This window comes from Paenibacillus glycanilyticus (assembly GCF_023715145.1).
In the GTDB taxonomy this organism is placed as follows: Bacteria; Bacillota; Bacilli; order Paenibacillales; family Paenibacillaceae; genus Pristimantibacillus; species Pristimantibacillus glycanilyticus_A.
The window spans coordinates 332,701-354,138 of sequence record NZ_JAMBNP010000001.1 but is presented as its reverse complement, the minus strand read 5'-3'; the positions used below and the strand labels follow the sequence as shown (position 1 = coordinate 354,138).

Here is a 21,438-nt window from a genome sequence, read left to right as displayed (position 1 = left end):
GCTTTCTATCCTTTTTTCGTTTGCAGACGGATCACGTTCCAGGAGGCTTTGCCAAGAATCGCTTGAACATTGCCGTTATCCGCGGAAGCGCGGCCGCCGGCATGCGGTACGACATTACGCGGGTTGGATTTGGTGTTTGTCGCTTTCAAATCCTCGCTCTCGAGCACAATATGCTCGATGACGCTCACATCGCCAAAGCTGCGGAGATCCAGATTCAGCTCCATTTGCTCTTCCAGATGACGGTTAACGGCAAACACGGTTACGAGACCTTGCTCCTCGTCGTACACGCTGATGGCTTCGAGGAACGGTACGTCCGTGAAATCCTTGGAGTCGTATTTCGGAGAAGAAATAACCGCTTGGAGCACCGTGCCCCTGCCGAAATTGGATGCGTGAAGGAACGGATAATAAGTCGTTTGCAGCCAGATCGCACCGTTTGTTTCGGTCATAATCGGCGCAATAACGTTAATTAATTGCGCGATGCATGCCATTTTGACGCGGTCCGCATGCTTGAGCAGCGTAATTAAGAAGCAGCCAACGGCCAACGCGTCTTCATGCGTATACGTATCTTCGAATTCCGGCGGGGCAATCTGCCAGCGCTCATCAGCACGGCTTGTCCCAATGGTGTTCCATACGTTCCATTCGTCAAGCGAGAGCATCAGCTTTTTCTTGCTGCGTTTCTTTGCTTTCACATAGTCGCAGATCGCGGCAACGCTGTCGATAAATTGGTCCATATCCAGAGACTTCGCGAGGAAGTTCGCCGTATCATTATTGTTGTTATTGTAATAAGTATGCAGGGACAGGTAATCCACCTGGTCGTAAGTCAAATCAAGTACGGTTGCTTCCCAATCGGCGAAAGTGCTCATGCCGCTGCTGGAGCTTCCGCATGCCACAAGCTCGATTGAAGGATCGATCCATCTCATCACTTTGGCAGTTTCATTAGCAAGCCGGCCGTATTCCACAGCCGTCTTTGCGCCAATCTGCCAAGGACCGTCCATTTCATTGCCGAGACACCAGGTTTTGAAGCGGTGGGGCTCCTTGTAGCCATGAGAGATCCGGAGATCGCTCCAGTAGGTTCCGCCGGGATGATTGCAGTACTCGACAAGATTTCTCGCAGCGTCTATTCCCCGAGTGCCCAGGTTGACCGCCATCATAACTTCCGTGCCGGCAAGCTTGGCCCAGTCCGCAAATTCGTTTGTACCCACTTCGTTCGTTTCCGTAGTCCACCAAGCCAGCTCTAACAGACGTTTCCGCTCGCTCTTTGGGCCAACGCCATCTTCCCAATTGTAACCGGATACAAAGTTGCCGCCAGGGTATCGGATGATTGGCACATTCAAAGCTTTGATGGCCTCAATGGCATCTTGGCGGAAACCGTTCTCGTCAGCGGTTGGATGACCCGGATCGTATATGCCGCCGTAAACCGCGCGGCCCAAATGTTCGATAAAGGATCCGTACAGGCGAGGATCTACGGGGGAGACGGTGAAGTTCTTGTCAATTAGCATGCTGGAACGAATAGTCATTGGAAAACCTCCAAGTAGAATTTAGAATTAGCTTAAACCAAAATTCATAAAAGTATTGAATTCCTATAATATTCGTAACATAATGGTTATTGGCAGGCAACAATAAGTTTCAGGATTAGAAAAAAAACTAATCCTAATGAGGTGAGAATATGCTATCTACTAACGCGGAGTCCTTAATGGTTTATGAAGCGCTGGCAAGCGAAGTGCGCTTGAAAATAATTGATAAATTGTTTGAACGGGAAAGGCATGTGAAAGAGCTGGCCGCCGAATTATTCCTGAGCAGCGCCGTCATCAGCGGACATATCCGGAAGCTGGAGCAAGCGGGAATTGTCGGAAGTACGATGAAGCGGGTGGATGGGGGCACGTATAAGATATGTTTTATCAAGTCTGAATTTCTGCAGATCAAGCTGTCTCCGAACGTCTCCTCCTCTCTCAGCTTCCACGAGCTGTCGGTGCCGATCGGGCATTATACCGATTATGAAGCTTGGCCAACCTGCGGGGTTGCAACAACGGAGCGAATGATTGGCCAGTATGACAATCCGGTCTGCTTCATGGATCCGGAGCGGGTAAATGCGGGGATCTTATGGTTTGCCAGAGGATGGGTCGAATACAAGATTCCTAATTATTTGTACAAAGACCAGCAGCTCCACGAGATTGAGATCTCCTTCGAGATTGGTTCCGAGGCACCGCGCGTGAATGAACATTGGCCATCGGATATCCACTTCTATCTGAACGGACAGGCGCTTGGCGTATGGACGAGCCCGGGGGATTTCGGGAAAACGAGAGGGCGGCTGACGCCGGACTGGTGGTCGCATGATGTCAACCAATATGGACTGCTGAAGGTCCTTCGGATCAAGGAGAAGGGCATCTACATCGATGGACAGAAGATCTCGGACGTTGGGCTTAAGGATATCGGGACGGATGCGATGAACTGGACATTCCGCATCGCTGCCTTGGATACGGGGCGTGGGCGGGGAGGACTTACTCTCTACGGGAAAGGCTTTGGCAATTACAATCAGGACATCGTCTTTAGAAGCATTTATGTTTAAGTGAAGTTAACGCCTGAATAAGGAAATATGGATCGGAATAGGAAATCGCAGCTTATCAGAAAAAATGGACGTAGGATAGAGGAGGGGCCTGGATAACCAGGCTCTTTTTTGATGATAGCTGCATACGATACTGCTATTTAATTCTACTATAATTTATCTAATTTAAATTTAATTTTGTATTGAATTTTAAACTAAAAATAAGTATGATTAGGTTGAAGTTCGGAGCGCAAAGCTTTTGTTCTTCAGCAAGTCAAGGCTTGATTCAGGTAAAGAAGGAGGTGCTTTTGAAACTTTGTAAGCGCTTTATTATTGCGGGTAACAGGAGGATTTGCCGTTCGAACAAATAAACCTGGGCGTTCAGCCCGAAAGAGGGGTAAGGTTGTTGATGAAGAGTGGCAGCAGAGGAAAAGGATTGTCCCTAATATTGTCTGCAATGTTGTTATTCACGGGTATCGTTCCTGCAAACCTTGCGTTTGCTGATGAGAACCCAGCGGAATATCAAGGCTCGACGGGTTATTCCGGCCAACAGGGAAATCATAATTGGCGTTATCAGTACCGTACATTCGACTCAGCGGATTTCAAGGATCTTCCTGTGTACAACAGCAATATATGGTGGAAGTCTGCATTTAACTGGGATTGGGGGAAAGTTTCGAGCAATGAAATAACACCGGGTAACTTAAGCGATACATCCCGTACCTTTATCGCGCCGGAATCCGGCTCGATGGTCATCAAGGCTGCCGCGCCGATTACCATTAATCCGGGAACGTATGGAGGCGCAAGGCTGAAAATCATGCAAAATGATGCGCAAATCTGGCCGCAAGCCGGAGAATGGGAATCGATTAATGCAAATCAGCCGATTAACTTCGAGGAATTGACAGCTGACGTCGTGAAGGGTGACCGTATTTACTTCATCGCCAATAGCGGAGCTGATCATGTGAACGGGCAGGATGACATTAAATGGGATCCGGTCATTACGTATGCGGAGACCGCCGAAGTCATCTCGCCAACTGGGGTCACGCTGGATCAACATGAGCTGACCATGAATGTAGATGATACGGTTACCCTTAACGCGGAGATTGCTCCCGCGGACGTATCCAATCCAAGGTTGATTTGGTCATCCAGCGACCCGAACGTCGCGACCGTAAAAGACGGTGTCGTAACCGTCGTGTCGAGCGGGACGGCTGTCATTACGGTGACGACGCAGGACGGCGGATTAACGGATACTTGCGTGATCACAGCAGTCGGCTATCCGCTTTACAAGGCCTCGTCCAGCTTCTCGGGCCAGCAGGGAGCGGATAACTGGCATAATCAGTATCGCCCTTTTGGCTCTTCCGAATTTGTTGACCTTCCCGTATTCAGCGGCGGCGGCTGGTGGAAAACAAATAACAACTGGGATTATGGCAAAATTTCCAGCAATCTTGTAACACCAGGCACGCAATCCGATACGGCGCGTACCTTTGTTGCTCCTGCGACAGGGAATTTGACCATTAAGGCAGCACAGCCAATTACTATACACAAGGATACATACGGCGGTGCAAGGTTAAAGGTGATGAAGAACGATGCCCAGATCTGGCCGGAGAGCGGGGAGTGGACATCGATTGACAGCGGAGAAACGATCATCTTCCCGGAAGTAACAGCTTCCGTCCTGAAGGGAGACCGTATTTACTTCATCGTCAACAGCGGCGAAGACCATGCGAACGGATTTGACGATATCGTATGGGATCCGACCCTCAAATACAATGAGGTAACGGAGACAATCTCGCCAACGCAGGTTGCCTTGGATCAGCATGAGCTTAGTCCTGGAATCGGGGAGTCGGTTACCCTGCAAGCCGCGATTACGCCTGCTAACGTCACGAACAGTAGCCTTTATTGGAAATCCAGCAACCCGGAAGTTGCAACGGTGAACAATGGGAAGGTAACAATTATTGGCCCGGGAACCGCAGCGATTACCGTAACGACTGCGGATGGAGGATTGATGGATCAAGCTCAGGTTACCGTAGACGGCAACGGCGCAACAACAAGAGTAGAGCTGATCTTTATGCTCGCTCAAGCGTTAAAGCTGCCAGGCTCGCCATATCAGGGTGTATTCAATGATGTAACGGCTGGCAACGCTTCCGCGGATTTGCTGCAGGGCGCCTACGATAACGACATTATTGACACCAATCTGCTGGATAACGGCAGCATTCATCCGCAGGCTCCGTTAACGAGAGAGGAAGCGGCATCCATTCTTATCAATGGATATAACCACGCGATGGTGCAAGACGCCGTGCTTGGAGATATCAGCGCTTTGGAGGATAAGGATGCGATCAGCGATTGGGCACTGAAATATGTTCAGGCAGACAGCCAATTGGGAATTGTGCTTCCTAAAGAACCGTACCCGGCTCAATTTGAACCGCAGGCTGCTTTTACGAGATTCCAGGCTATTGAAATGATTCAAAGATTATTGCTTTCGATGGATATTCAGGAAATGGTCAAGCAAGCCATCGCCGAGAATAAAAGCAAGCTGGTTATTCCGCCAAATACGTATCGAATCGGTCTTAAGGAAGGCAGCGTGCTGCTTCCGATAGCGGGCGCTCACGACTTGGAGATTGTTGCCGATGGCGTAACCGTAATCGGGACGACCTTAACTAGAGCGATGGAGATTTCAAACAGCTCCAATGTAAAAATTCAAGGAATGACGATCAACTATGATCCGCTGCCTTTTACGCAAGGCCATGTCAAAGCCGTTGCATCCGACCTGTCCTATGTGGATATCGAGCTGGATGCGGGGTATCCGCGCAAGCTCTTCTCTAGGCTTACCGTGTATGATCCGGAGACCCGTTTCCAGAAGCATCGCATTAATCATTTATGGGGAACGGTTGCCACTTGGAACGCTGACGGCACAATGCGCATTTCGCTTGCAGGCGTTGGCAGCCACGTAGATGTCGGCGACCCGGTGTCCATGGCAGGCGGACCGGAAGGGAACGGCATTCCGCACGCCATTACGGTTGGGGGCAGCAGCGGTATCGTATTTAAGGATGTTACGCTTAATACGGCGCCAGGTTTTGGCTATCTGGAAGCAGGCAGTGAAGGCGGAACGGTACTTGACGGCTTCAAGCTTATCCCAGGCCCTGCTCCAACAGGGGCAACAGAGAAACCGTTGCTGACAGCTGTCTGGGACGGGATTCAATTTAAAACAGGCAAAAAAGGGCCAATCGTCGAAAACTCCGTCATTCAGAACGCGGGGGATGATTCCTTCAGCATTCAATCGGGCGATATTGGCGTAGTCAAGGTGCAAGGCAATGAAATTACGATCGTTCTTCGCGACGGAAGCCAAGGCCTCAAGGCTGGTGACAGGCTGAAGCAGTTCAATTCCTCTCCCGAAGCCATCGTAACCGCCGTGGAGAAGGTGCTAAAGGCAGATGCCGGCATTGATCCTGCCTTATTGCAGAAAATCAACACGGCCGCGGATTGGACGCCTTGGAGATTCACGGAGGAGACGTATTATAAAGTGAAGCTGGATCGTCCGTCTCCGTTTGAGCAAGAGGATTTCATCTTTACGCCTGACCGGATGGGGAATGGCTTTATCTTCCGGAACAACGATGTGTACAGCCCTGGACGCGGCATGCTGCTCAAAGCTGGCGACGGCCTCATCGAGAATAATACGTTCCGCGGCGGAGACAAAGCCATCATGGTATCTCCGGAGGACGTAACCGATTCGCATGCGGGAGCAGCCAACAATCTGATTATCCGCAATAACAAAATTATCGGCACCGGGTACCACCACTTTATGCCATGGTCTGATCAAGCCGGTGCGATTGGTTTCGCGGCCGGAAACATTACCAGCATGAAAGCATTTGATAACATCCTTATCGAGAACAATACGTTTGACTCCGTTAACGGATTAAACCTGAATCTGAGCGGCGTGACGAACGCAACCGTAACGGGCAACAAATTCCTGAACACGCATCTCGAGGATCCGGGCAACAACGGCGCGGATAAAGGCATTGATCCAACCTCCGTTATTTTTATTCGGAACTCCGATCATGTGACGTTTACCGATAATGTTATTGACCGCATGGGGGCTTATTCGACATTGCCGGTGAATATTCAGCAGCCGGCAAGCGATATCGTTGGAGCGGATACAGGGGTTACCATTCTCAATCCGTCCCCGTACAATCAGCTTAGCGAATTGACAATGACGGCGAATAAAACCTCGCTGCGCCCGGGGGATACGGCTACTACGCAATTAAAAGGCAAATTGAGCAGCGACGCGGCTACGCCTCTTATCGGGGCCACTGTTACTTACAAAACGAATCAAGCCTCCGTTGCAACCGTTGACGCCAGAGGCGTAATAACAGCCGTAGCGGATGGCACGGCGGTCATTCAAGCCTCCGTCAATTTGAACGGAACGGTAAAAACGGGTGAAGTCACCATCAAGGTTGCAAAGCCGAAGTATACGGGCGTTCCCGGATCGCCGGTTCTGTCCAGCGACAGCGGGTACAGCGGATTAAAGGAGGGCAGCTATACGATCACCATGAATATGTGGTGGGGAAATAACGGCGACGTCTTCAAGCTGTATGAGAATGGCGTTCTGATCTCAACCCAAACGTTGCCCGAGGCTTCGCCGTCCGCGCAAGTCGCCAAATTCAAGGTCAGCGGCAAGGTCAACGGAACCTACACGTATACGGCGGAGTTGATTAACTCCCTCGGAACAACCGCAAGTCAGCCGCTTGTCGTAACGGTAACCGATGCGGCGCCTGGCAAGCCGGTGCTTTCCCACGATAATTGGGATGGCGATGGCAATTATAAGGTGACCATGAATATGTGGTGGGGCACCAATGCTACGGAATATCGGCTCTATGAGAATGGAGAGTTAGTTGCCGCCAAGCCGCTAACTGCCGCGACGCCAAGCGCGCAAAGCGCGGCAATCCAGATTTCAGGCAAAGCTGTTGGCGATTACGAGTACAGAATTGAATTAATCAATGCCGGAGGAGTCACGTCAAGCGACAAGCTGACCGTCCGCGTTACGAAGTAAGATCCATGCGAAAGGAAGCATCACTGCCATAGTGATGCTTCCTTTTTTGGTGCCCAGCTATTTAAAAAAAGAGGTGGATGGTAGAAGTCCTTCCGAATTGGCTGGTTACATTTACCCTTTTCCATTCTATGATGGGCAAATGGAGGGATGGCGTTGAAGTTTATTACAACAGGAATCATGTCTGCATTGCTTGCTTGTACCGGAGGAGCCTTACTGCTCGTCAAGGCAGCTGAGATGGCGGGATTGCCTGACCGTGAGCTCCTGTCGTGGTTCTTCGCCGTCTATGTCATGGGCGGTCTGTTAAATGCGTTTCTAACATTGAAATATAAAATCCCTTTTGCAGGCGCGCACTCGATTACGGGTATCGCTTTTGTCGGATCCGTTGCTGCAAATTATCCGCTGCCCGTTCTGACTGGGGGATTTATATTGTCGGGTTTGTTAATGATTGTAGTAGGCAGTACCGGCCTATTTGGACGGGCACTCCGTTTTGTTCCCAAACCAATCATTGACGCTTTGCTGGCGGGATTATTGTTTTCTTCTATATGGGGGATGATCCCTTCCGCTATCCAGCTTCCGTTATGCGGAATGATGGCTGCAGTTGGATATTGGATGATTCCGAGGTTCGTTAAGTTCCTGCCGCCGGTTATATGGTCTCTGATGTTGGGGGTTGTTGGTCTGCTCCTGCAGAATAGACTGCCATGGCGGGAAGTTGCGGCCATGCCTTTCCAGCTCCCGACGTTGATCATGCCGGAATTTACGGTATTCGGATTGTTCTCCATTGCGATTCCATTGGCTTTATTAATCATGAGCAATGATCTGGCCGTTGCGCTTGCATCGCTGAAGGGCCATCATTACGATCCCCCGGTAAACAAGGCAATGGCAGCCTCGGGAGTGGCGGCGATGGCAGCCGGGATGCTCGGGGGACACGCGGCTAACGTTGGCGGGATGATGACGGCGCTATGCAGCAGTCCGGAAGCGGGAAGCCACTGGCGGCGTATTGGCGCGGCATTAACCTCCAATGTCCTGGTCATTCTCTTTGGTCTGTTTGCCTGGAAAATGATTGGCTGGCTTCAGATTATGCCCGCACCGTTCCTATCGATGATGACCGGTATTCCGCTGCTTGGCTTGTTTATCCATTCCGTCAAATCCGTAGTCCGGGAACGGAAGTTGATCATCCCGACCATCAGTACTTTTTTGATAGCGGCCTTGCATATCAATCTATTTGGTCTATCTGCTCCGTTATGGGCTTTATTGGCGGGCGTTGCGTTAGTATACTTGAGGCAGAAGTTTGTGAACAGAAAAGGTGGCTTACAGGATGAAGCATGATTTTGATGAAGTGGTAGACCGAAAGAACTCAAACAGCTTTAAATGGGATACAACCCCGCATATCGAAGACGTTATCCCGATGTGGGTGGCGGATATGGATTTCAAGGCAGCCGATCCAATCATCCGTGCACTGGAAAAGAGACTGCGGCATGGCGTATTTGGTTATGCCCATCTTCCCGATGCTTACTATGACGCGGAGTCGAATTGGTGGCAGAAGAGGCATCATTGTCGGATTGAGAAAGAGTGGATTGTCTTTAGTCCCGGCGTCATAGCGGCATTGGCTGCTATCCTTCAAGCTTTTACAGAGCCGGGAGACCATGTCCTCATCCAATCTCCTGTATATAACAGCTTTTATTCAACCATTACTAATAACGGCCGAAAAATTATGGAGAATGAACTGATTAACGACGGCTTGTCGTATGAAATCGATTTTGATGATTTTGAGGCGAAAGCATCCGATAAACGCGTCAAGCTGTTTATTTTATGCAACCCTCACAATCCTGTCGGAAAGGTGTGGAAGAAGGAGGAGCTTGAGCGGTTAAGCGAAATCTGCCTGAAGCATGAGGTTATCGTTGTTGCCGATGAAATTCATAGAGATCTGGTCTTCGACGGGCCTCCCTACGTTCCGTTTGCGTCCATCGATTCGACGAATTCGATTACCTGTACATCCCCTAGCAAAACCTTTAATCTGGCCGGACTGAAAATGGCAAACATGATTACCGCAAATGAGGCTTATAAGAAAAAAATCAAACAAGCCTTGCTTGCAAACGGGGTGCCGGACCCGAATGTATTCGGCGTTGAAGCGCTGATTGCGGCCTATAACGAAGGTGAAGAGTGGCTGGATCAGCTACTGGTTTATCTGAAGGAGAACAGGGATTATTTCGTTTCCTTCCTGCGGGAGAGATTCCCCGGCCTGAAGGTCATAGTGCCTGATTCGACCTACCTGATGTGGGTCGATTGCAGAAGCGCGGGTACCGGCTCGGAGGAGCTGAGCCGCAGGCTGTTAGAGGAAGCGGGTGTGCGCGTGAACGAGGGTATCATTTACGGGAATGCGGGAGAAGGCTTTATTCGCTTCAACATTGGTTGTACCCGAGCCGTATTGGCAGACGGCCTGGGCAGATTTGAACAGGCTATAGCGGCAATGAAATAAAATGTCGGTTTAAAGAGATATTTGGTGCCGGTTCCAATCGTTGATTGGGACCGGTTTTTATTTGCAGTTATTCCTATAAAATGGCGACATCGAAGTGAGTTGCATTCATCTTACGATGTCTTCATTCTATAATTGACCTTTTGCGGAGAAGGATTTTATAATGTCCCTAGCTACATTAACGATAATGTTAACGTAAATGGAGGTGGTAATCGGTCCAGTCACTGAATTCATTCATCATGACTTGCAGCTTTGGTTGAAAAGAAAAAGAGTGGGGATTTTTAACCAAAATTGAGGGAGGTAAGTCTATGAAGAAGACAATTGGTTTAGCATCCGCAACCATGTTAGCGCTTTCAGTATTTATGGCAGGCTGCAGCGGCAATAGCGGGAATAACGGAAGCAACGGGAATGCAGAAGTGAAGGAATCATCCGGCACCGGCAATACGGCGAGCAACGTTGGTCAGGCCGAGCCGGAGAAGCATGATCCGGTAACCTTGAAGTATACGTTCTGGGGCAGCCCGAACGAGAAGAAGGTACAGGAAGCGGCGATTAAATCTTTTACCGAGAAATACCCTTGGATCAAAGTGAATACGCTTCATATTCCGGATTCTTACACGACCAAGCTGACTACGATGGCATCATCGAATCAGATGCCCGACATCGGGCTTTTGAACGGCGACGTAGCGCTGGAATGGGCATCGCAGGGCCGGATTTACAACATCATGGATTTCCTGGCTAACGATCCGGATGTCAGCATTAACGATATTCTTCCGAACACCTTGTATTACTGGGAAGAAGGGAAGCTTGCGGGTGTCAACGGGGCGCTGGAGGCTTTCGCCTTGTTCTACAATAAGGACGCTTTCACGGAAGCCGGGGTGCCGCTTCCTCCAACAAAAGCCGACGAGGCGTATACGTGGGATCAATTCGTGGAAACGGCGCAAAAGCTGACGCTGGACCAGAAGGGGCGGAATGCGCTTGATACGGAATTCGATCCCAAAGCCATTAAGCAATTTGGCATAACGATGCCTTTATGGGCTTACATGAATGGAGTTGTGTCAAACGGCGGGCAATTCGTGAACGAGACCGGAACGGAGTTCAAGCTGTCCGATCCTGAAGCGGCTGAAGCGATTCAGCGCTGGGCCGATCTGATTAACAAATACCATGTTGCTCCGTCGCCGACGCAATCGAAGAACATTCCTTCCGGTGCCAACGCGCTTTCTTCCCGCAAGGTAGCCATGACGCTGGACGGACAATGGAGCCTGGTTGACCTGGGCGCAGCAAAGAAGCTTAATTTCGGCATTGGCGTTGCCCCTGTCATGAAGAACAAAGCCACTATGACGCTTGGCGAGCCTATCGTTATCTTCAAGGATACGAAGCACCCCGAGGAAGCATGGATGCTGTACAAGTGGATGATGAATCCGGAAAATACGCTGGAGCTTCAAACAAGCGGGCTGTGGATGCCTGTCCTCAAGAAATGGTACGAGAACGAGGAGCTGGTTGCGAAATGGGCGGCCGGCAACCCGGCGCATCCGGATGGCTATCAGGATGCCATCATGCGAAATGCCTTTGAGAACGGCTTCCCGAATACCTCGTATTACGTGAAGAACCTGTCCAAGGTCAACAGCATTATCGACCCGGCGCTTGAGCAGGTTTGGCTTGGCAAGACAACGGCTCAGGAAGCGTTAAGCAAGATTAAGACCCAAGTGGAAAAAGAGCTGAAAGGGGTTTATACGGAGAGATGATCACCGGGAGGAAGCTATGGAATAAAGAAGCCCGGGCTGGCATTTTGTTTGCATCACCGGTCATTGCCGGTTTTATCATCTTTGTCCTGGGGCCGATGATCGCCAGCTTTACCTTCAGCTTGTCGGAATACAACGTCATTACTCCCTTGAAATTTATTGGCTTTCAGAACTACGCGAACTTATTCGACGGAACGGACCCGTTATTCTATAAGTCGCTTGGGGTAACCGCCTATTATGTCATCCTAAGCGTACCTTTGCAGATTTTGCTGGCCTTTATGGTAGCCTTGCTGCTGAACCATCCCATTCGGGGCAAAACGTTCTTCCGAACCATCTTTTATATGCCGACCATTGTGCCTGCAGTGGCTTCATCGATGATTTGGCTGTGGCTGTTCGACCCGGATCTTGGTCTTCTCAATCAGCTGCTTAAGGTGTTCGGCATCTCGGGTCTGCAGTGGATTTATTCCGAAAATCTGGCGGTCCCTTCGCTGGTCTTGATGAGCTTGTGGACGATTGGCGGGACGATGGTCATCTTCCTGGCCGGTCTTCAGGGGATCCCGAGGCATCTGTACGAATCGGTCGAAGTGGATGGCGGCACCTGGTTTCATAAGCTGTTCTTCATTACGATACCGCTTATGACGCCCACCATCTTTTTCAATCTCGTAATGGGGTTCATTGGAAGCTTTCAGGTGTTCGGGCAGGCTTACATTATGACGCAGGGAGGACCGAATAACGCGACGTTGTTCTATTCTTACTATTTGTACCGCGAAGCGTTCGAGTTCTCCAGCATGGGCAGCGCTTCGGCCATTGCTTGGGTCATGTTCCTGATCATATTGGTACTGACGTTAATGGTATTCAAGACGTCCGCCTTATGGGTGTACAGCGAAAGCGAGGGGAAAAGATGATCACAAGCAGACTGCTCTCCAAAACGTTCATCTATTTGCTGCTCGCGGCCGGAACCTGTCTATGCCTGTTTCCGTTTTACTGGCTGCTTCGCAGCTCCGTCATGGACCAATCGGATATCTTCGTCATTCCGCCGATCTGGATTCCCCAGGATTGGCTGATCAGCAATTACCGCGAGGCGCTTACGATTCTGCCGTTCAACCGGTATTTCCTGAACACGCTGATCATCGTTGTACTGGAGGTTTCCGGGGTTGTATTGTCGAGCTCGATCTGTGCTTACTCGTTTGCCAGACTGCGGTGGCCGGGACGCAATATCGTATTTATGGTCATCCTGACCAGCATGATGCTTCCTGGAGCCGTAACCCTGATCCCTCAATATGTCGGTTGGGCAAAGCTTGGCGCGACCAATACCTATATTCCGCTCACGCTTCCGGCGTGGTTTGGCGGAGGAGCGTTTAACGTCTTCCTCTTGCGGCAGTTTTTTATGACCATACCAAAGGAGCTGGATGAAGCGGCATTGGTAGACGGTGCGGGGTACTTCAGGATTTACAGCCGCATTATGCTTCCGCTGCTGGTACCCGCGCTGGTTGTTGTCGGGTTGTTCTCCTTCCTGAACGGATGGAACGATTTTATGGGTCCGCTCATTTATTTGAGCGATGAGAAGCTGTACACCCTTGCGCTTGGACTGCAAACCTTCAAGGGCATGTACAATGCGCAATGGCATTTAATGATGGCGGCTACAACGGTTGTCCTGCTGCCGGCAATGCTCGTCTTTTTCCTCGGGCAGAAATATTTCGTAGAAGGTATCGTCATGACCGGTCTGAAAGGTTAACAGCTGATCTCCTCTGGATAATTGACTCCAAAAATTTCTAATGCTAATCTATTTAACAAAAAGAGAGAGTCTAGCAAAGACACTCGGCTGCTGGGGGAGAAAGCATGGAAGGCAGGAAAGTTACGCTGAAGGATCTGGCCGTCAAAGCCGGGCTTTCGGTGAATACCATCTCGAGAGCACTGAAGGATAAAGAGGATATTGCAGCTTCTACACGCCAGATGATCAAGGAATTAGCCAAGGAAATGGGGTACGTCGGCAATGCGCTTGCCGGTTCGCTGCGGTCGGGTCTAACCCGGACCATCGCGGTTATCGTAAGCGACGTAGCCAATCCCCACTTCGGTATTATGGTCAAGGAAATTGAGAAGTCGGCGCGCAAGCATCATTACACGATCTTCGTCATTAATACGGAAGACGATTACGAAATGGAAGAACGGGCGATCTACACGGCAATCGGGAAAAATGTGGATGCCATCATTATTTGTCCTTCCCAGCGGGGAGCCGATAATATCCGGTTTCTGCAGAAGAACGGAGTTCCGTTCGTGTTGATCGGCAGAAGGTTCAAGGATGAGCCGGAATTCGATTACGTCATCTGCGATGATGAGAAGGGCGGATATCTGGCGACCAAGCATCTGATCGACAACGGTCACAAGAGAGTGCTGTTCTTAAACGGTCCAATCCGGATCTCCAGTGCGCAGGAACGTCTCGAAGGCTACAAGAGAGCGCATGAGGAAGCGGGCTTGCCGGTACAGGAGGGGCTGATCATTGAGGTCGGTGCTACTGCTGGGGATACGAGGTCGGTCGTTAAGCAGCTTATTGAACAGCAGTTGGAATTTACGGCCATCTTTGCTTTTAATGATGTTATCGCCTGGGAAGCGGCATATGTATTAAGCAAGTACAGCTACCGGGTGCCCGAAGATTATTCGGTAATCGGCTTCGATAACATTCAGTCGCGGATTTTCATTCCATTCCAGCTGTCTTCGGTCAGCAACTCCAAAGGCAAAATGTCCAAACGGGCGGTTGATATTGTTTTGCACAAAATCAATCATCCCGAGTCTGCTCAGAAATTCAATGAGATTATTGATACAAAGCTGGTCTTAAGGGAAAGCACAAGGTAAATGAAGCTGAAGGGGTGCCTAGTTGCACCCTTATACATGAACGATAATGTGAACGTTTAAGGAGATGGAGAAGATGAGTCAAGTTTTTCATATACCGCAAACAATGAACATACCGCTTTTTGTCGGCCAAGGGAAAATCGAGTACGGAGAGAAGCCGGTACCTGTACCGGGCAAAGGCCAGCTTCTTCTTCAGGTGAAGGCCAATGCTCTCTGCGGCTCGGACCGCAGCCAATATTATGACGGGAGCACAACCGTGCCCGGTCATGAAGCCGCAGGCATTGTTGTTGGTGCAGGCGAAGATGCAGGGACTGCAATCGGGACTCATGGCGTCGTCTTCCTGATGGATTTCTGCGGGGAATGCCGCAGCTGCAAGCTAGGATTCACGAACCAATGTCTGCAGAAGAGAGCGGATTACGGCTTTACCCACGATGGAGGTTATGCGCCTTATATCGTCGTTAACGAAAATGTCTTCTTCCCGGTGGATCCATCTATTCCGTTAAGCGAAGCAACCATGCTGCTCGATATTATGGGGACTGGCGGACATGCGATCAAGCGCGCGAAGCTGGTTCATCCCGACATTCAATCCGTGCTTGTGGCAGGGGCGGGTCCCATTGGCCTTGGCGTTCTGGCGATGGCGAAGCTGCTGCTTGGCGAAAGGACGCCGGTATTTATTATGGATTACGTGGATTACCGTCTGGAGCTTGCGGAGAAGATGGGAGCGATTCCGGTTCAGCTGTCGAACCGCTTGGTCACTGACGCGATCCGGGAGGCTGGACTTGAAGGCGTTGACATTGCGATTGATACGAGCGGCAAGACGTCCGGCAGACGCACATCCCTCGACGCGCTTAACCAGCGCGGTGTCCTTGTCTGTGTCGGTCATGGCCAAGAATTGAATCTTGGCGTATCCAACGATGTTATTGCCCCTGAGCGCGCCGTGCTCGGAAGCGAATATTTCCAATATAACGAGCTGGCGGAGAATCATGAACTTATTCTTAAGCATCTTCCTTATTTGCGGCAAATCATTACGCACCGATACGGCATGGATCAAATTCAGGAGGCCTACGAGCTCTTCTTCGAGGGGAATACAGGAAAGGTGTTAATTGAACAATGAGTGAAGCGAACAAGCTGAAAGTGGCTTTAATTGGCGCCGGCGGAACCGTAAGTGCCCGCGGAAGATCGGAAGGCTTCCAATCGGCGGGCAGCTGGGGATTGCAGCATGCGCGGATTTGGGAAGCAAGGCCGGATGTGGATTTCTGCGCCATTGTCGGGCGCAACGCCGCAAGGACTGAGGAGAAAGCCGCATTATACGGAACGAAAGCGTATACGCGGATTGCGGATATGCTTGAGCGAGAGACTCCCGATCTGGTCAGCATGTGCCTTCCGAACCAAGGGCATTTCGAAGCTACCTTAGAAGTGATTCAGGCGGGCTTTCCCTTGCTCGTCGAGAAGCCGTTGGTGTTTGATCGGAAGGAAGCGGATATTCTACTGAACGAAGCAACCAAACGGAATGTATTCTTCGCTATTAATTTCAATCACCGCTTCGCCAAACCGGTAGAGCTTGCTCACGAGGCTATCCAAGGAGGAAAGCTTGGCGAGCTTTCCTTCGCGACCTGGAGGTTTGGAGGAGAAGGCAGCAGCGATCATCCGCATGCCAATCTTATCGAGACGCAGTGCCACGGGTTTGACATGCTGGAGCATCTATGCGGACCGGTCGAGTCGGTTATGGCAGAAATGTCCGATAAGACAGGCGGCGGCTATCGGACTTTGTCCCTCGCGCTGCGATTTGAGAGTGGGGCGGTTGGCAGCCTGGTTGGCAGCTATGAATCGTCCTATGCTTATCCGGACACTCACCGCGTAGAGATTAACGGTTCGCTTGGACGTTGCGTGATCCAGGATACAGTGAAAAAGTATACGTATCATGCTGCGGGCAACGAGGTCGGAGAGAGCTGGGAAGCCGGTTATTTCAACGATGTGGACCGCGAATTCCACCGGACGTTCGATAAGCACGCGGATGCGCTGCTGCAAGCCCTTCGCAATGGCGAGGCTCCTCCGGTTCACGCGTCCGCGGGTTACCGGGCTCTGTTAATTGCGGAAGCCGCAATCCAGTCGTATGAGCAGGGACGCAGAGTACGGGTAAATCACCCGTAAAGAACAAGATCTAATTGGCGATGAGGTGGATGAACGTTGATCAAGCTCTTTGTCTCGGATATCGACGGTACGTTAATGGACAGAAGCAAGCAGATTCGCGCGGAGGATATCGAAGCTATCCGCTTGGCTCACCGGCAAGGCGTTCATATCTGTCTGGCTTCCGGCCGCATGCATGAAGAGATTAAGGTCGTGATGGAGCTGCTTGCCGTACCTTGTTATGCGGTTTGCCAAAATGGCGCCACCATTGTGGACCGGGACGGAACGGTTATCCGGGCCAGCCAGTTCCAATCCGAGCTGGCGTTAGCCGTGCATCAGAAGACGGCACCGGCTGATCTGGTTACGGTTATTTGCGGAGGCGAAGGCAATTATGTTGCCGAGCAGACAGCCGATACGGAGCGGGTCGGTCAGCGGTTTCTGACTCCGTTAATCGAGCGCCGCCAAGTCGTCTCCGATATGGCAAACGGCATGACGGTTACGAAGTTCTCCGTCTATGGGGAGGTGCCGCTGCTTGAACGGATGCTGGAAGAGCTGGATCAACAGTTCGGAAGCCGCATTACCGCCTCCTTTTCCGACCCGGACGGTATTGATGTGATGCCCGGCGGGGTAGATAAGGGAGCGGCTGTGGAAGCTTTAATGGAGCTGTTGGGAATTCGCAGGGATGAAACGGCATGCATAGGCGACTCGTTTAATGATCTGGCTATGTTCCGGATATGCTCCTACAGCTTTGCGATGTCCCATTCCCACGGGACGGTCCTTCGGACGGCGACGCATCGCGCGGATACGGTTGGTCAGGCGTTAAACGATTTGCTTGCGGTATAATAATAATTTCATGCAAAGGGGTGTCCGGGTTTGTCTTTCAAAGCAACGGAGATGAATAAGAAGCCTATTACCTATAAGCACCAAGCGGTTCATAATGTCCCGGTTCAATCCGTACGAATCCAGGATACGTTCTGGGAGCCCAAATTGAAGGTTCTGCGGGAAGTAACCACGTACGATGTATTAAATAAATTCGAGAACGACGGCGCCTTGCGGAACTTTGATTTTGTTGCGGAGGGAGCAGGCGGCTTCCATTCCGGCGAGCCCTGGTTCGACGGCCTGATCTATGAAACGATTCGAGGGATTTCGGATATATTGGCGGTGGCTTACGATGAACAGCTGGATCATCGCGTAGACGATATTATTGAACGAATCGTCCGCGCGCAAGCGGCCGTTGGTGACGGATATATCAATACGTATACGACTCTTGACCGTCCCGGCCAGCGCTGGGGGGAGAACGGCGGATTCTTGAGATGGCAGCATGACGTGTACAATGCCGGTTGCTTAATTGAAGCGGCTGTTCACCACTACAAGGCAACCGGTAAAACAACGCTGCTCAAAGCCGCAGTTTTGTATGCCAATCATATGAGCGAGATTATGGGGGCTCCGCCAAAGCGCAATATTGTTCCGGCGCACTCGCTGCCGGAAGAAGCCGTATTAAAGCTGTATCAGCTTGCCCAGGATGAGCCTGAGCTTGGAGCTGCGATGAAAGTACCGTTTGAGGCAAACGATTACCTGGAGCTCGTTACCTTCTGGATTCATAACCGGGGCAATCATGAGGGCAGATACTCGCATGGCGGGGAATACGCGCAGGATCATAAGCCGGTTCTGGAGCAGGAGGAAGCTGTAGGACATGCGGTACGCGCGACGCTTTTGTACACGGGTCTGACAGCGCTCTATCTATGCACTGGCGAAGCAGCTTACCTGGAAACGGCGAAGAAGCTGTGGGACAACATTTCGTATCAGAAATCCCATATTACGGGCGGTGTCGGCGCCGTTCATCATGACGAGAAGTTTGGCGCCAACTACGAGCTGCCGGATAACGGTTATTTGGAGACTTGCGCGGGCGCGGGCATGGGCTTCTTTAGCTGGAATCTGTTCCTCGCTACCGGCGAAAGCCGCTATATCGATAAGCTCGAGACGATTCTCTATAATATCGTGCTGGCCGGACGTTCGATCGACGGACATAAGTATTTTTACGAGAATCCGCTGGTCAGCAAAGGCGGCCATAACCGTTGGGAATGGCATTCCTGCCCATGCTGCCCGCCGATGATTATCAAGATTCTGCCGGAGCTGGCCTCTTATATTTACGCTTATGACAATAAGGGAGCTTTCGTCAATCTGTATATCGGAAGCGAAAGCGAGTTGACCATCGGAGATGTTCCGGTGACGTTCAGGCAGCAGACGAATTATCCTTGGGAAGGTGCTGTGAACATTACGGTTACTCCGGAGCGGGAGGCGTCCTTCGAGGTTCGGCTGCGCATACCGGAATGGTGCGATCAGCATGTTATTCGCGTGAACGATCAAGCGGTCAGCTTTGAACTGGAAAACGGATATGCGGTGTTGAGCAGGGCATGGTCTCCGGGAGACCAAATCCAGCTTGCGCTTGAAATGCCCGTTCATCTGGTTGAGGTTCATCCGATTGTGACGACTCATGCGGACAAAGCGGCGATCCGCCGCGGACCTGTATTGTATTGTCTGGAGTCGGTGGATAATGAGAAGTTCCTTAACGATACGGTCCTCTATACTCGCGAGGCACTGCGCGAGAATCATATGGAGCGCAAGCTGCCGCTGAATCCCGTGTTCGAGACGGAATATGATGCCGGTTTCTTCGACGGGGCGGTATTAGTCAGGACGAAGGATGAGGCGGGCAATCCGCTTACGGCAATTCCTTATCCGTATTGGAATAACCGTTCCCGGGGGACGATGGTTCTCTGGCTGCAGCACGAGCATCCTGTTCAACAGGAAGGCTGGGAGCAGAAGCTTTACCGGACGATTGAATAGAAATGAGAGCCGCCTTGCTAGCAAGGCGGCTTTATTTGGCGTTATTGCATAGCGGCGCGCAGTGCTGCTTGTTCCTCCGAGGTTAATGGAGCAAACGGTTCGCGGAAACCGCCGGAGATGATGCCTTGCTCCGCAAAAGCATGACGAATCGCCTTGATCCAGCCGAGGCTTCCGATCAGCTCCAGCTTTGGCTGGAGAGCCTTTAACCTTAAATCGGCTTCCTCGTGCCGTCCCGACCCTAGGAGCCGAACAATAGCTTTCATTTCAACAGGGAATAGATTGCCCGCAACGCTCGTTAAGCCGTCATAGCCCTTGGTATAGTAGTCCGCGATTGTCGCGTCGATTCCCGACAAGACCTGAAAATCGGCTCCAAGTTCTTCTTTTACCCGGATGACGCCATCCGGGCTGCCCGTTTCTTTGATTGAAGTAATCTGAGGGAATTTATTCGCGAGACTGATGAGGGTCTGATGCTCCAGATTAAATCCAGTACGCGTCGGGTTATTGTAGAGCATGACCGGCAATGCGGTTGCTGAGCAAACCGACTCCACATAGGCGGCAGCTTCCGGCTGATTCGGGCGGACATATGGCGGGAAACCAAGCATAATAGCAGAATGTCCGGCTCGCTCAGCTTCCGCGGCGAGGCGGACCGCATCTCGAGTCCGGATTGCGGCAACTCCCGCATATAAAGCCATTTCCGAAGGCGCCGCTTGTCTGACCGTTTGATAGAGTTGAATTCTCTCGTCTATGGATAAGGAATGCTGTTCTCCGGTAGATCCGCTGACAATCAGAGCGGGGACTTGATGCTCCAGGTAATATTGGACCATGCGGTTAATACCCGATTCGTCTATGGAATCGTCCAGATTGAACGGGGTAATCATGGCGACGCTGTAAGGCGAGTAACGAAATTGCGCCATTATTTATGCGGCCTCCTCATTTAACGTTTTGTGCCGCTATACTAGCACAATTGATATCCGATAGGAAGAGATACGGGAAAATCAATTTACAAACTAACGAATGATTCGTTATATTCAACTAGAGGTATTGTTTCCAAATGAGAATAGAGGGAGCAATAAGATGAGAATCCAGGCCGTATTTTTTGATTTGTTCGAAACACTTATCACCGAGTTTGAGAACGGGAAAAGGAAGGCGTCGCGTTCGAATCATTTTGTTGCGCAGCTGGGGATTGATAGCAAGCTTTTTGAAGCGGAGTGGAAAAAGAGACAGGAGCATAGGATGAACGGGACGTTTCCCGATTTTCCTTCGGTATTGGAAGATATCTTGAATACTCTTGGACATGATGTGCCCGAAGAGAGCATTCATGCTATCCATGAGCAAAGGATTGCTTCCAAGTCCATTCCTTTTAACGGGATAGACTCCTCCGTTCTGGAGATGCTCGAACAGCTTCGCTCGGAAGGCGTCAAGATCGGCCTAATTAGTAATTGCACGCCAGAAGAAGTAAAAGCATGGGAGGCTAGTGCTTTAGCGCCGTATTTTGACGATGTCGTCTTTTCCTATGCCGTTCACTCAGCCAAGCCCGAGCCTGTCATCTATCAGCTTGCTTGTCAGAGACTAGGCGTATTACCCTCTGAGGCCATATTTGTCGGAGACGGGGGCTCTAATGAACTGACAGGAGCTTCAAGCTATGGGCTGCATGCTTACCATGCCACATGGTTTCTTACGGAGGATTGGGCAGGCAAGATCACGGGGTATCCGAAGCTAAGCCGGCCATCTGAGCTGATTGGCCAAATCCAATTGCGAAATATCGGTTCGGTCCAATAGAACATGAAAGAGGCCGTCTCAAAAGGTGATCGCTCACTATAAAGAC

At 50.9% G+C, this 21,438-nt stretch carries 14 protein-coding genes and 2 pseudogenes; 14 read left to right on the top strand and 2 right to left on the bottom strand.

Annotated elements, in window-relative coordinates; genetic code table 11:
- Nucleotides 1–5 precede the first annotated feature (5 nt).
- Nucleotides 6–1,517: an arabinosylfuranosidase ArfA gene (gene arfA / locus M3194_RS01690; RefSeq protein WP_251651292.1), complete on the bottom strand. Its 1,512-nt coding sequence runs from the start codon at nt 1,515–1,517 to the stop codon at nt 6–8.
- Nucleotides 1,518–1,666: 149 nt separating this feature from the next.
- Between arfA and M3194_RS01685 the strand changes: the two genes are divergently transcribed.
- From M3194_RS01685 to M3194_RS01630, 13 genes and pseudogenes are all read left to right on the top strand, one after another.
- Nucleotides 1,667–2,566, top strand: coding sequence for an ArsR/SmtB family transcription factor (locus M3194_RS01685; RefSeq protein ID WP_251651291.1), 900 nt, complete (start codon nt 1,667–1,669; stop codon nt 2,564–2,566).
- Between the two features lie 385 nt (nt 2,567–2,951).
- Nucleotides 2,952–4,526, top strand: a pseudogene (locus M3194_RS31810) (Ig-like domain-containing protein); the annotation flags it as partial.
- Between the two features lie 2,451 nt (nt 4,527–6,977).
- Nucleotides 6,978–7,583, top strand: a pseudogene (locus M3194_RS31785) (chitinase N-terminal domain-containing protein); the annotation flags it as partial.
- A 153-nt stretch (nt 7,584–7,736) separates the two neighbouring features.
- Nucleotides 7,737–8,909 carry a benzoate/H(+) symporter BenE family transporter gene (locus M3194_RS01675; RefSeq protein ID WP_251651290.1) on the top strand — a complete coding sequence of 391 codons (1,173 nt, stop codon included), beginning with the start codon at nt 7,737–7,739 and terminating at the stop codon, nt 8,907–8,909.
- Nucleotides 8,899–10,059, top strand: coding sequence for a MalY/PatB family protein (locus M3194_RS01670; protein WP_251651289.1), 1,161 nt, complete (start codon nt 8,899–8,901; stop codon nt 10,057–10,059). The genes M3194_RS01675 and M3194_RS01670 overlap by 11 nt, the downstream gene beginning before the upstream one ends.
- Nucleotides 10,060–10,364: 305 nt before the next feature.
- Complete coding sequence (locus M3194_RS01665; protein WP_251651288.1) at nt 10,365–11,798, top strand: ABC transporter substrate-binding protein; 1,434 nt, start codon at nt 10,365–10,367, stop codon at nt 11,796–11,798.
- Nucleotides 11,795–12,700, top strand: a complete 906-nt coding sequence (locus M3194_RS01660; RefSeq protein WP_251651287.1) for a carbohydrate ABC transporter permease — start codon at nt 11,795–11,797, stop codon at nt 12,698–12,700. Before M3194_RS01665 ends, M3194_RS01660 begins: the two co-directional genes overlap by 4 nt.
- Nucleotides 12,697–13,530 (top strand): carbohydrate ABC transporter permease, encoded by an 834-nt coding sequence (locus M3194_RS01655; protein ID WP_251651286.1) that lies wholly within the window; start codon nt 12,697–12,699, stop codon nt 13,528–13,530. Before M3194_RS01660 ends, M3194_RS01655 begins: the two co-directional genes overlap by 4 nt.
- A gap of 104 nt (nt 13,531–13,634) precedes the next feature.
- Nucleotides 13,635–14,645: a LacI family DNA-binding transcriptional regulator gene (locus M3194_RS01650; protein ID WP_251651285.1), complete on the top strand. Its 1,011-nt coding sequence runs from the start codon at nt 13,635–13,637 to the stop codon at nt 14,643–14,645.
- Between the two features lie 73 nt (nt 14,646–14,718).
- Complete coding sequence (locus tag M3194_RS01645) at nt 14,719–15,756, top strand: zinc-dependent alcohol dehydrogenase family protein (protein ID WP_251651284.1); 1,038 nt, start codon at nt 14,719–14,721, stop codon at nt 15,754–15,756.
- On the top strand, nt 15,753–16,793 hold the full coding sequence (locus tag M3194_RS01640) for a Gfo/Idh/MocA family protein (RefSeq protein ID WP_251651283.1): 1,041 nt from the start codon (nt 15,753–15,755) through the stop codon (nt 16,791–16,793). Before M3194_RS01645 ends, M3194_RS01640 begins: the two co-directional genes overlap by 4 nt.
- A 36-nt stretch (nt 16,794–16,829) precedes the next feature.
- Entirely contained in the window at nt 16,830–17,612 is a 783-nt protein-coding gene (locus M3194_RS01635) for an HAD family hydrolase (protein WP_251651282.1), read from the top strand.
- Nucleotides 17,613–17,642: 30 nt separating this feature from the next.
- A complete protein-coding gene (locus M3194_RS01630) occupies nt 17,643–19,613 on the top strand; it encodes a glycoside hydrolase family 127 protein (protein ID WP_251651281.1) in 1,971 nt (656 codons plus the stop codon).
- A gap of 41 nt (nt 19,614–19,654) precedes the next feature.
- Here M3194_RS01630 and M3194_RS01625 read toward each other — a convergent pair whose 3' ends face one another.
- Nucleotides 19,655–20,527: a dihydrodipicolinate synthase family protein gene (locus tag M3194_RS01625; RefSeq protein WP_251651280.1), complete on the bottom strand. Its 873-nt coding sequence runs from the start codon at nt 20,525–20,527 to the stop codon at nt 19,655–19,657.
- A 160-nt stretch (nt 20,528–20,687) separates the two neighbouring features.
- Between M3194_RS01625 and M3194_RS01620 the strand changes: the two genes are divergently transcribed.
- Nucleotides 20,688–21,392 (top strand): HAD family hydrolase, encoded by a 705-nt coding sequence (locus tag M3194_RS01620; protein ID WP_251651279.1) that lies wholly within the window; start codon nt 20,688–20,690, stop codon nt 21,390–21,392.
- Nucleotides 21,393–21,438 lie beyond the last annotated feature (46 nt).